General features: G+C 43.8%; 12 protein-coding genes. 2 read left to right on the top strand and 10 right to left on the bottom strand.

Translation table 11 applies throughout. The annotated features are described in order from the left end of the window. Positions 1-8 precede the first annotated feature (8 nt). The 5 genes from AC1DPK_RS15125 to AC1DPK_RS15145 all read right to left on the bottom strand — a co-directional run bounded on the left by AC1DPK_RS15125 (position 9) and on the right by AC1DPK_RS15145 (position 2,964). The gene (locus AC1DPK_RS15125; protein ID WP_441878690.1) at positions 9-212 is read right to left on the bottom strand and encodes a cation transporter; all 204 of its coding nucleotides are present in this window, start codon (positions 210-212) and stop codon (positions 9-11) included. A gap of 101 nt (positions 213-313) precedes the next feature. Continuing rightward, complete coding sequence (locus tag AC1DPK_RS15130; protein ID WP_477510838.1) at positions 314-457, bottom strand: hypothetical protein; 144 nt, start codon at positions 455-457, stop codon at positions 314-316. 182 nt (positions 458-639) lie between these two features. After that, positions 640-969 (bottom strand): metal-sensitive transcriptional regulator, encoded by a 330-nt coding sequence (locus AC1DPK_RS15135; RefSeq protein WP_076268759.1) that lies wholly within the window; start codon positions 967-969, stop codon positions 640-642. A gap of 116 nt (positions 970-1,085) precedes the next feature. Next, a complete protein-coding gene (locus AC1DPK_RS15140) occupies positions 1,086-2,516 on the bottom strand; it encodes an MFS transporter (RefSeq protein ID WP_441878694.1) in 1,431 nt (476 codons plus the stop codon). 127 nt (positions 2,517-2,643) lie between these two features. Then, positions 2,644-2,964: a thioredoxin family protein gene (locus AC1DPK_RS15145; protein WP_441878696.1), complete on the bottom strand. Its 321-nt coding sequence runs from the start codon at positions 2,962-2,964 to the stop codon at positions 2,644-2,646. A gap of 350 nt (positions 2,965-3,314) precedes the next feature. Here AC1DPK_RS15145 and AC1DPK_RS15150 point away from each other — a divergent pair, with 350 nt between their 5' ends. Then, positions 3,315-3,986: a DUF2306 domain-containing protein gene (locus AC1DPK_RS15150; protein WP_477510839.1), complete on the top strand. Its 672-nt coding sequence runs from the start codon at positions 3,315-3,317 to the stop codon at positions 3,984-3,986. 62 nt (positions 3,987-4,048) lie between these two features. Here the strand turns inward: AC1DPK_RS15150 and AC1DPK_RS15155 are convergent, their stop codons facing one another. Then, positions 4,049-4,480: a DUF6526 family protein gene (locus AC1DPK_RS15155; RefSeq protein WP_441878700.1), complete on the bottom strand. Its 432-nt coding sequence runs from the start codon at positions 4,478-4,480 to the stop codon at positions 4,049-4,051. Between the two features lie 349 nt (positions 4,481-4,829). On the opposite strand from AC1DPK_RS15155, the gene AC1DPK_RS15160 reads away from it, so the two are divergent. Next, positions 4,830-5,915: a DUF3626 domain-containing protein gene (locus AC1DPK_RS15160; RefSeq protein WP_477510840.1), complete on the top strand. Its 1,086-nt coding sequence runs from the start codon at positions 4,830-4,832 to the stop codon at positions 5,913-5,915. A 64-nt stretch (positions 5,916-5,979) separates the two neighbouring features. Here the strand turns inward: AC1DPK_RS15160 and AC1DPK_RS15165 are convergent, their stop codons facing one another. The 4 genes from AC1DPK_RS15165 to AC1DPK_RS15180 form a co-directional block, all read right to left on the bottom strand. Then, positions 5,980-7,578 carry a response regulator transcription factor gene (locus AC1DPK_RS15165; RefSeq protein WP_477510841.1) on the bottom strand — a complete coding sequence of 533 codons (1,599 nt, stop codon included), beginning with the start codon at positions 7,576-7,578 and terminating at the stop codon, positions 5,980-5,982. Next, entirely contained in the window at positions 7,553-9,499 is a 1,947-nt protein-coding gene (locus tag AC1DPK_RS15170) for a sensor histidine kinase (RefSeq protein ID WP_477510842.1), read from the bottom strand. Before AC1DPK_RS15170 ends, AC1DPK_RS15165 begins: the two co-directional genes overlap by 26 nt. 125 nt (positions 9,500-9,624) lie before the next feature. Next, positions 9,625-11,289: an extracellular solute-binding protein gene (locus AC1DPK_RS15175; protein WP_477510843.1), complete on the bottom strand. Its 1,665-nt coding sequence runs from the start codon at positions 11,287-11,289 to the stop codon at positions 9,625-9,627. Positions 11,290-11,368: 79 nt separating this feature from the next. Continuing rightward, positions 11,369-12,193, bottom strand: a complete 825-nt coding sequence (locus tag AC1DPK_RS15180; RefSeq protein WP_477510858.1) for a carbohydrate ABC transporter permease — start codon at positions 12,191-12,193, stop codon at positions 11,369-11,371. Positions 12,194-12,252: the final 59 nt, after the last annotated feature.

Raw genomic sequence — 12,252 nt, forward strand, 5'->3', positions numbered from 1 at the left:
TGACTTTTTTATTTCACGACATCGTAACCCTGTTTCTCAATCGTTTCGACAATKGCATCCAATGAGACTTCACTGTCGTCATACACCAATTCAACCAGGCCTGCGGCTCGATCAACAGTCGCTTTGGCACCGAGAGTTTCGACTGCACCTTCAATCCTACGAACACAACTGCCACAAGTCATTCCTTCTACATTTAACATAACGTTTTTCATTATTAATTCCTCCGTCTCACTTGTTTTGTTAATATACAATACTCCCCTATAGTATATTAACGACAAAATAATAAATTATTGATGACTTCCTTGAAGTTGATTCAACCGACAAGCTTAGTCACACTTTCCTTTCGCAAACGGGTCACTTGCTCCAAGGGTGCAGCCTGCATATCCGATTTTATTAGAATCGACAGTTCCAAGCCGGTGAACGCTTCATCCAGCCAAAGTTCGAATGGCAAACCCACTTCTTCCGCACCTTATGAGAGTGGAGATGCTAAGGCTAATATACGAAGAGTCAAGCTCCAACACAACCTTTGTAATTAATGGTAACGATAAGTATAGAATACCCCCGTACCCTATATTTGTCAAGCGAAGTTGATGAATAAAATTTAAAAGCAAATGTACACAAGCACATTTGCTCCGATTATCATTTCATTAGTTTATTTATTGTCGTCAACAACTCATCAATGACTCCATGTTCACCCGATTGAATTTTTTCAACGACACAGCTTTTCATATGGTTCTCGAGAAGTAATTTTCCGACGCCGTTTAGAGCCGATTGAACCGACGCGATCTGATTGAGCACGTCATCGCAGTACGTATCTTTTTCGATTAACCCTTTGATCCCTCGAATTTGCCCTTCAATTCGGTTCAGGCGACTGGTCAGGTTTATCTTGGTCTTCTCGGAGTGATGGCTATGTTGATGGTGGTGATGATTTTCATGTCCAGCGGATGCAACCGTTAATTCATTTTCCATGGCTTATCCCCTCCCCTTAAGCCCTATTATACCCCCTAACCCTATCCGATGCAAAGTTCTGATAAAGCAGCAAATCAGCCGTGAATAACACGACTGATTATTATGCTATCTCATTTTCAATTCTCTGGCGTTTTCCCTTTACGAATAAAAATCAACGCGATAAGCGCACCCACGATAGCTATGATAGCTGCTCCAACGAATGCGGAGTGAAAACCCGTATTTAATGCTGCAATTTGATCGATCCCTTTATCCAGCTCCCCTTTTGTCCAGGAAGAAGATACAGCAACCATGACAGCTAATCCAATGGCTGAACCAATCTGATAGCTCATATTGGATAAGCCCGACGCCAAACCGGATTCTTCCGGTCTTGCCCCTGACAAGGAGGAAATCGTTGCCGGGATATAAGCCATTGACATGCCAAGTGCCCCGAGTAGAGAAGCCCATAGTACGTTGGTAACGAAGTTTCCATCCTCTGGCGTATTCCCAGCGAACAGCAACAGTGATCCTGCTAATATAAGCATGCCAATGACGAGATTTCCTTTGATGCCGAACTTGCCGACAAGCCTTCCCATGACTGCGACCATCAAGATCATGATGAGGATCGTCATCGGCACCAGAGCAACCCCGCCCATGAATGCCGAATAGTTCAAAACCTGTTGAAGATACAGATTTAAGAAAAACCAAAGCGGAATCCAAGCACCTGAAAGAGTTGCCAAAATGATATTGCTCGCAAGTAGATTTGGAGCTCTAAATATCCGTAGAGGTACGAGCGGGTCTTTTTTCTTCGCTTGCACGATCAGAAACAGAATGAACAGTACAGCAGCAATGGCCAATAGACCAAATGTTTGCGCCCCCCATCCGTTATGCTCCGAAGTGACGATCGCATATACCGCCAGCACCAACGCAGCTGTGACCGTCAGTGATCCTAAGATATCGATGCTGCCCTTGCTTTTTGTTCCTTTTGGAAGGACATACAGACTGTACAAAATAGCGAACAAGCCAACGGGGATGTTGATCAGGAATGTCCAATTCCAACTGAGCCATTCCGTGATGACTCCTCCAAGGAAAACCCCGGCGGTTCCGCCTGCTGCTGCGGATGCTCCCCAGAAGCCGAAAGCTTTGTTTAACTCCTTAGGGTTAGCGACAAAAAGTTGCATGATGATGGTCAATGCAGCTGGAGCGATTAGCGCAGATCCAAATCCCTGAATGGCGCGGCCAATATTCATCGACTCCTGGGACCAAGCTAATCCGGCTAACAGCGAAGCAAGTGACAAGATTATAAACCCAAGCATAAACATCTTGCGTTGACCGAATAGATCGGAAAGTCGGCCTCCTAGCAGCAATAATCCCCCAAAGAAAATGACATACGCATTAAATACCCATTGCAGGTTGTTTTGCGAGTAACCAAGTGCTTCTTTAACAGCTGGAAGAGCAACCCCGATGATAGATGTATCCATGATAACGATGAACTGAGCCAAGCATAGCAAGAACAATGCCTTCCATCTTAGCGGATTCACATTAGCCATAGCATTTGAATTTCCTGACATATCGTATTCCTCCTTGATTTGATTTACATTCGTATAGTATACCCCCCTACCCTATATTGTCAACAACTATTTCCATAAAAAAACTGCTGACTTTAGATCAGCAGTAACTTGATTTGATTTAAATCCACTATGGGATGAGTTGATTGATAGCGCCCGTTAACGTTTCTTTCGGTACAAATCCTGTTACTTTCCCGACTAGCTCACCCTTTTTGTAAATAAACAAAGCTGGTAAACTCATGACTCCCATTTGCTCTGTCACTTTCGTTTCCGTCGCTGCATCCACCATGGCCACCGTTACTTTTCCTGCATAAGCTAGGTCGATTTCCTCTAGAATCGGCTTCATTTGTTTACAGAGCGTACACCATTCCGCCCAAAATTCCACCAAGACGGCATCCTGTTCAGAAACCAACTTATCGTAGGTGTTGTCCGTTAAATTTAAGATAGTCATTGCTATATTCCTCCTCTTGTCTAATTCACCCTTATAGGTACATAACCACCACACGCAACACACAGTTTTTGTTGATGGAGAATCTTAATATACTTTAACTTCATAAAATCAGACAAACACTATAATAACTCAAATACCGCCAAATTAAAATTTAAGATAAAAATCTAAAAATCTATTTATAAGTTAACATGATCTCCGTCGGAATTGAGGCAATTGGGTCTTTATCTGCGGATCGACCTATTAGACTTAAGACGTAGTCGTAGCTCCGTCGCCAGCCGCTTGAGGCGGAATAAGCTTAAATGATACATTTTCATTAACAGTAAATAACGATGAAATTCGGAGGTAAACTGATGCGTGTACGAGGAAGTGCCGGTCGTTCGTGGTCACTTGGAATATTGGCTTTTTTGGCGTTAGCGGTTGGGGCCTACGCCTTGCTTTTGTACGGATCACTTGACGGCATTAAGGAGCAGGGCTTTGTCACAGAAAAAGGAAGCATGCCTGACCTATGGTACAGCGTTTTATGGGGCCATGCCGTTTCTGCTGGAATAGCGATTGCAATCGGCTGGTTTCAATTCATCAAGCGGTTTCGGCATCGCTCGCCAAAARCACACCGCACGATCGGCTATATTTATGCTGCAATGATTGGAATTGGCGGCATCACTGGCCTGTATCTCGCTTTTTACGCAAACGGCGGGCTGATCGCAAAGGTTGGCTTCGGCACCTTATCTATTTTATGGCTGTATTCCCTTTATCGCGCGTTAAAAAGCATTATCGTCCACCGGAATAAGGCTGAGCATGGACGCTGGATGGCAAGAAACTATGCTCTTACCTGCGCTGCAATTACACTCCGCTTGTATACTGCACTCGCAGCCGGTATATGGAAAATAACGGATACGAATGAATCGTTCTTCGTTATTGCTTGGATTTGCTGGGTACCAAATCTACTGTTTATTGAAATGCTAATGAGTAGAAAAAAGCGTATTGGCATGACGCATGAGAACGGTATATATCCAAAGATATAAACAGAAAAAGAGCAAGGACGGCTGCAACCCATCCTTGCTCTTTCCTTTTTATCATCCTGCTTTTAAACGCGGTTATAATCCGCTCTCCACTTCGTAATCGATTTCTTGATCGTCCCGGAATTCATTCCCGCTTCAACAGCCTTCACGCATAATGCAGGAAAAGCATCATCCTCCGCAAAACGCAGAGCAATGATTTGCTGCACGCTAAGTCTTGTATCCAATGGTTTGCCTGTAAGCCTGAAATGCCGAAAATTCTCCTCGTGAACAATGCTGCGATCCTGCAGCTTCGTTGCGAACTGACGGACAACCGCCCCTAATAGAACTACACATACAGAAAGACCAAAAATTAATAGCGAAGAGAAGCTGAATTGCTCTTTAAATATATGAACAATCGACGCGATAAATAAGATAAGCGCAATGGGCGCCAGTATAAAATGATACAAAGGTGCATATTGCCCATGGTTCTCATAGCTTTGCGTTTTCACATTGCTCACAACGATTCCCCCAATGTAATGTCTAGTTCATTCTTTTTTGAAAAACTGAATCACGCCAAAAGCAACAATTGCTGCTTTTACAGCGACTTCATGATCAGATTCCGTCATTTGCTTCAAACCTGCCTCGGAGTGACTCACACCATTACTACCCCACCTCTGCCATGTAGTCTTCCTATTAGAATCATTAAACATGGTGACGTTGAATACTTACAACATATGTAAATCATTATACATGATAACTTTCTATTGTCAGAAAAAAATAAAGTATTTTTAATAACGCTATCTGCATTTCCCTTACTGTCCATCCTGTATTATGATTCTATAAAAAAGGGAAGGGACTCTTCTGCCTATGGAATTATCGAGGTCTCAGCAACTAGCTCAAGAGTATATAACAAATTACGCAAGAAGCCGCAAAAATGAGTCGGAGCAAACAATGAGGGAGATCCTTCAAATGTCCAGCATCGAGCTGAAGACATTTGAAGATGCTGTCTCTAAACTAAAATCTCATGCAAGTATTGCGCTGCACTTTCATCCCGATCGATTAGATCCGAACATGAAAAGCGTTGCTGAAGCACTACTTGAGCAGGGGATCTATAAAAGCCAGTTCGAGACTTTCCTATCGAATGGAAGTGTATCAGCATTTCCAGGTGGTGAACGAGACGTTTGGGAAAATAAAATGTTTGGCGGAGCGTACCAAATCAATGGCTCAACCAATAGCGAACGGCCGAAGTATGGGGCACTCAATGTCATGTTACATCCCGATGGACCTGCTCCACGGTTTGGATCATGTTATTTTCTTTTATCCGCTGAGGTCTCTCATCGTTGCACTTATACTTATTTGGATTCTCACCAAGACCCTAAGGAAAAGGGGACGTATAAGGAATTTGACCTTATTTTGGCTGCTCTCATGAGGGATGCGTTCTATAATAATTTTGCCATTGGTGAAAGCAATCTGACGGTTCGAAAGTTAATCGACCATATGCTCGTCAATCTTGAGAAACCATTCCAAAATCCATCAAACAAAGAGCCAAATCGAAATCTTGACCACTATATCGAAGCTCAGGTTCATGGTGACATTTCTCTTAAAGAAGACGTAAAGACGCTTGTTGCCGATCCATCATTTAAGGGCACCCATACAGGACAAGTCTTAGAACAGCTATGTTTAAAGTATGCAATTGATCTTTACTGGCATAGGGGCTTTACCCTTTTAGTTGATGAGGTTCCTATCAATTTCAGAGGTCCTTCGATGCCTTCACTAGCCAAAAGAATTGCGCAAAGTAATTTTATTGATGTTAATATGATTGGCGCAGCAGCTATGGACTTGAAACGAAATCCAAGTCATTGGAGCGATAGAGGAACCTACAAAGAAGTTCTGCAAGAATTAAAATTACTCTGGCATGTTTTAGTGAGATATGGAAAGCCAATGGAAAAGTGAAAGTTAGCGTAATCGGAGGTTAACAAAGGAAAATTAAAAAAGAGGAGCCTGCAGCTCCTCCCCTCTAAACCTTATGTTCTACCGATTCTTTGCTCTGATCAGCATCTGATCTCACCTTGATTCGATATTCCTGCGGCGATATTCCCTCAAGCTCCTTAAACACACGAGAAAACTGCTTGCTGTTCTCAAAGCCAACGGCGCTGCCGATTTCCTGCATCTTCTGATTGCCTTCGAGCAGCAGTTCTTTGCTTTTGCGAATACGAATTTTTTTTAGAAACAATACAAAATTCTCGCCCGTATGAACCTTGAACGCTTCACTGAAATAGGAGTAATTAAGGCCAACATAATTGCTCACGACAGCCATATTAAGCGGACGATAATAGTTATCCTCCATATAATTAACCGCTGCTTTAATCTCTGAATGCTCGCTATACGCTGAGCGTATGCCTCTGACATAGTCGTTCACGCTTGAGAGCAGCAGCTCCAAGCTCCGATAATAGTCGTGAAAGCTGCGGAAATTATCCATACTGCCCACTTTACGATACAGCTTCAATACCTCGATCGACTCTTCACCGTAAATACGAAATACTTCGTCCAGAACCTGCTCATTGATCATTTTGCCTACCAGCTTTAAGTAGCCAATATCTACATTTGGTATATCCTCGGTATGGAAAATTTGCTTCAGCAGCTCCTGAACCTCCCGTTCCCGATCGGTTCCGAGCATGTTGCCAAGCTTGCGAATTTCTTCTTCTGGCACCGGATAATACTGCCGCTTAGCTCGAATGTCTTCATGATGCAGCAGACGGCAATTCGAATAAATGAATGAATATTGCAGCGCCTCAGAAGCTTGCTTATAACAATGAAACAGATCTTCGATTTCATTCCCCTCGGCGCTTATCCCCATCCGCAGTCCGTCCAGCTCCTTCCCGCCAGCCTGCCTAAACAATTCTTCGAATTGCAATGCTGGGCTGCCGATCAGTACGAGCTTGCCTTCACTATCTAGAAACGAGACCTCCAGTACGCCTTTAATCGGCTGCATCATTTTCTCCACTAGCAGCTTGAACTCTTCTTTGTTCATGGAGTCGCCGCTCTCCGATTTATAATTCAGGACGGCAACAGTAAATGGTCTAGTAAACTGCTCAAATCCGATTTTAGCTTCCAGATCATTTGCAAAATCGTAAGCAGGGTCATCCTGCCTGAACCATTCCTTCAGCCTGTTTATCTGCAGCTGTTCACGGTACGTATCGCTTACCGCTACCCGCTCAGCTAATTCAGCTTGTGCTTGCAGCGTGTGCTCGCTCTTTGTGAGTGATTCAAACAGCTCGTCCCGCCGAATCGGCTTAAGCAAATAATCTTTAACCTGGTATTCTATCGCAGCCTTTGCATAGGAGAAATCGTCATAGCCGCTTAAAATAATGAAGATCGGTTTCTGCTCCGGCTCCGACACCTGAGTTAGCTGTTTAATGAGTTCAATTCCATCCATCACCGGCATGCGAATATCTGTAATTACGATATCTGCTCGTTCATTGCGATATTGTGTTAACGCATCTTCTCCATGAATCGCCATTCGAATGTGATACAATTCGGGAAATTCTCTCTCTATCATCGTCTTGAGCCCTAATCGGATATTTTTCTCGTCATCTACGATCAGCATTGTTCTCATATCCGGAACTTCCTCCCATCAACAGTACCTTAGGAAGGGTAATGACTACTTCTGTGAATTGCCCTTCTCTGCTATATACCTGTAATCCATATGACTTGCCATAATAAAGCCGAATACGCTGATGAACATTGCGCAGGCCGATTCCAAACGCTTGTTTTCCGTTTCCAGTTTCTTTCTCTGAAGAAATCCCGTTACTATTATCGGTGTGAATCATTTCATTTAACCGCTCCAAGCGGGCCGCTTTAATACCCATACCGTTATCTCTCAGCCTGATGATAATGCCTGCTTCCTCATCCTCAATAACATCAATTAATATTTTGCTCGTGCTCTCTTCCACACCTGTCCATGCATGTTTTACTGCATTTTCTACGATTGGCTGCAGGGACATCTTCAGCACTTCAATCTCCAGCAGCTTGGGTGGAATATTTAGTTCCAGCTGAATCGGTTCGTCGAACCGAATATTCATGACGGCAATATAATTCTGAATATGGCGAAGCTCATCCTGTAAGCTTACATACTCGCCAGACCACTTGAAATTATAACGCATCATCCCGCCAAGCGAGGTAAGCGAATCGGATATCGTCCGCTGGTTTTCCATCTCTGCGAGCATCTTAATATTCTCGAGCGTATTGTACAAAAAATGCGAGTCGATCTGACTGTGCAGGGTGCGCAGCTCCGCCTCTTTCGTTAGCGCCTGCTTCTTAACTCCCTGGGCAATTAGCTCATTAATTGTATGAATTAATTTGTTAAAATGATGCGCTAGCTCGCCTATTTCTCCGCCTCCGCCCAAAGGAAGCCCCGTTGGCATTTCTCCTCTTCTTACTTTCTTCATTGCCTCTGTGAGACGACTCAGATTTTTGAGAATAAAGGAGTTCATTAAATACGTTATGAAGGACAATAGACCGATCAAAATAATATTAGCAGCGATGATTTGTCTCTCGGCTCTGGATACGCGTTCATCAACATTTTTTAACGACACCACATTAAGAATATGCGCACTGACTTGTTCCACAGGCGTGGAGACCAGCAAATAAGGATGCTTATTTACAGAAAATCGCTTTTCCTTAACCCCTTGCTCATTCATTTCACGGAACTCTTGCAAAATGGCTTGATGAAGCTCTGGATCACTGCCGACAAACGGTTGATTGTCATCCATAAAAATAGTTCCGTTGCCATCAGCAAGCATCATCTGTGACCCGTCATCCTTAATATTGGCAAACGCTTTAGGCGAGAACTGCTTCAGCAGCATTTCGACTTGGATAATCCCAATACGCTTGCTTCCGGAATTCACGACGCGCAGGAGTGAAACCTTCGGCATTTGCTCGTTAACATCCGTCACGTAACGATGCAAAATGTCGAGATCCTGCTCTTTGAATATCCACATCTCCTTGCCATCCAATTGATCCAGCTTGGCGTACCACGGCTCTTTTTGAATCCGGCGTTCATGGAAAATAATCGGCCAAACTTCGGACATATGATCATTGTTTGCAAACAATCGAAGATGGACAATATTTGGATTATTGATTTGAATGTTGATCATGTCGGTAAGGGCGCCGCGATATAAGTCGAGGAGCTCTTCAACAGGAAGCTCTTCATCCTTTGAAATATAATCCAAAATTTCAGATTTCGATAGCGTGAGCTGGGCAGCCCGTTCCATAGCTTCAATCTGATTTAGAACATTCACTTTCTCCATTTCAAGCAAGTATTGGCTTTGCTTAAAGGTATCGTTAATATAACTATCCCTAATCTGATTAAAGAGATAGTTCGATACGCCGATGCTAGGGATTAATAATATGACGATATAAGCCGCCACAAGGCGGCTTTGCATCGATCGATGTCCCAGCCAATTCGTAGCAGACTGAAGATGTAACCGAAATTTTCTGCCCATAATGCTCTCACTTCCGCTCTGTATTTCATTCACTCGATTATCTTCCCCGTCAAGCAAAAACAGCTATTCTTATATTGCACAAAAAGCACCCCAGACCGTTTCCGGTTCTGGAGTACCTTTCGCTGGGGTCTTCCCCCTAAGTGGTAGAAATGATTATATTATTTTGCTGCGTCCAACTTCGCAACATTTTCTTCGTATTTCTTTTGTTTGTAGGCTTGTACTTTGCTGAATCCAAGAGTCTCACGTTTCTTTAGGAAATCTCCCCAAATTTTATCGAACTCTGCATCCGATTTAGCAAGCACTAGTTTTGGCAATACTTTACCAAACTCTTGATCTATTTTTGTGTTCATAATACCTTCGGCTGAAGTGCCAGTTGGGTTCAACTGGTCGAATTCCGACAAGCTCTTCGCCTTGCCGCGAGTCCAATCTTCCAATTGCTTGAATGGCTCAACAGCTGGCGGAGACCAGATTGGCGTTAGGTTCGTATCCATCATCATCCAGAACGTGTGGGATGCGCCAAGCTGCTTGTCGAAAGCGCCACGATCTGTATTCAATAGATTCAATGCGTCTGGCAAGAACTGGTCTTTGCCATCAATGTTATCCCAAGTTACGCCTTGTTTACCGAAGAACGTATCATGCTGTCCTTCTTCCGAGATCAAATAGTCTAGGAAACGAATCGCGCGCGCTTTGTCTTTCACATCTTTGGAGATCAGAGTTACTGTCCAACCTGAGATCGATGGACCAGCAAGCGTCGGCTGATCAAGGTTAGTATTAGCAGGACCGTCTACAGCAATGTAGATGGAGTTCGGATCATTTGCAAATAGTGCATTTTGTTGGTTTGCAAGGTCAGATCTAGCGTAAAGCATTGCGAAATAACGGCCTTGTGCAATTTTTTCTTCCATTTGCGGGCGCTTGTCAATGAAGATATCTTTCGACAGCAAGCCGTCTTCGTTCGCTTGACGCATTGTTTTCAGCCATTTTACGTATTCAGGATCTGTATTGCGATCATACAGCTGACCATCTTTATCGTAAGGAATAGCAAGGAAGTTCTGAATATAATGTTGAAGCGACGCGTTGCCTGTGTCGCTGAAATCATACATGCCTAGTGGAATAAGCGGTTGGCCATTCACATCAGGATACATTTTTTTCGCAGCCTCAAGTGCATTCAAGAAGCCTTCCGGCGTACGCATATCCGGTTTGCCTAGTGCTTCGTACATATCTTTGCGCACAAGGAAGGTTTGCGTGGATGTAATGTTGTCTCCGAATTTCTCATAGTCTTTAGGTGATGAGGAAGAGTTCGGATAACCGTATACATTGCCGTTTTCTTGTTTGTACCAAGAAAGCTTAGCAGGGTCTGTTACTTTGTAGAAGTAAGGGTCATATTGATCAGCAAGCTCGTTCAGCGGTAGGACTAGATCGCCTTCGATCATTTTCTTAACCGCATCTTCGTACCAGCCTAGTGTAATAAAGTCRGGCAAAGAGCCCGAAGCGATCATTGTATTCATCTTCTCAGCTTCGTTGCCGGCTGGAACGATGAAGTTAATGTTAACGCCAGTTTTTTCAGTAATATATTTCGAAGTCGCATCTACGCCCCATTTGTTAGGGAACCAAGAGAAGTTGATGTACCAGTCGAACGTAATTGGGCTTTTGTCCACTTCCCAGCCCTTATCGTCCTGAGTAAGCTTCACTTGCTCAGCAGAAGCGCCATTGCCCTCTTCCTTGCCATTGTTTTTGTTGCCGCCTGAAGAGCAAGCGGTCGTAAAGACTAGAACCGTTGCGACCATCAGCATCAATACATTTTTGAGCTTAAGCTTCTTGTTCATGTTTGTCTTCCCCTTCTCTGTATGAATGATTATATATGCAATCCTCTGCTCAATAAAGGGCGGAAGGTACTGCCATAAGTTAACCTTTAATCGAACCGATCATCATTCCTTTTACGAAATACTTCTGCAGGAACGGATAAGCGATAACGATTGGAAGGGTCGTGACAACCATCGTAGCCAGCTTGATGGATTGTGTAGTAACGGATTTCCCTATACCTCCAGGGATAGCGGCCAACATTTGGCTAGAGCTGGACTGAGCAACAATACGGTACAAATAAGTTTGTACCGGCTGCATGTCCATGTTGTTCATGTAGATTACGCCGGCAAAATAATCATTCCATTGGTATACCCCGTGGAACAAAGCGATTGTAGCGATAACCGGCATCGATACTGGCAAAATCACTCGCACAAATATCGACCAGTCATTTGCTCCGTCAATTTTGGCTGCTTCCTCAAGGCCATCCGGAATATCCCGGAAGAAGGTCATGAAGATAATAAGATCGAAGAAGCTGAACATGGCAGGAATGATATAGACCATGAAGTTATCCAGCAAATGCAGGTCTCTCATAAGCAGGTAGGTCGGGATTAGACCGCCGCCGAAGAACAAAGTAACCGTTCCGAAGAGAATATATATTTTGCCGCCGATGAGGCCTTTGCGTGAGAATGCATAAGCAACCATCGCCGTAAAAAACACGTGAAGCACCGTGCCAAGCAGTGTTTTGGCTACGGTAATTCCCATCGCAGTCATGATGCCGCTGCTTTGGAAAACCGCGTCGAAGCTCTCGATGCTGAAAACCCGCGGCCACCAGTAGATCCCGCCGCGCATGCCGTCCTGCCCTTCATTGAAGGCATTGACCAGCACATACCAAATCGGATATAGGGTCGCGAAGCAAATGAGCAGCATACCGAAATTGTTGAAGATATCGAAAAATGCTTCTCCTTTTGTTTTACGTTTAATATTAA

It is taken from the genome of Paenibacillus sp. 01T424 (genome assembly GCF_056398745.1).

Excerpts from the sequence above, each read along its gene's own strand:
- AC1DPK_RS15135 (WP_076268759.1), bottom strand. The coding sequence starts at position 969 with ATGGAAAATGAATTAACGGTTGCATCCGCTGGACATGAAAATCATCAC.
- AC1DPK_RS15140 (WP_441878694.1), bottom strand. The coding sequence starts at position 2,516 with ATGTCAGGAAATTCAAATGCTATGGCTAATGTGAATCCGCTAAGATGG.
- AC1DPK_RS15145 (WP_441878696.1), bottom strand. The coding sequence starts at position 2,964 with ATGACTATCTTAAATTTAACGGACAACACCTACGATAAGTTGGTTTCT.
- AC1DPK_RS15160 (WP_477510840.1), top strand. The coding sequence starts at position 4,830 with ATGGAATTATCGAGGTCTCAGCAACTAGCTCAAGAGTATATAACAAAT.
- AC1DPK_RS15165 (WP_477510841.1), bottom strand. The coding sequence starts at position 7,578 with ATGAGAACAATGCTGATCGTAGATGACGAGAAAAATATCCGATTAGGG.
- AC1DPK_RS15180 (WP_477510858.1), bottom strand. The coding sequence starts at position 12,193 with ATGCTGCTCATTTGCTTCGCGACCCTATATCCGATTTGGTATGTGCTG.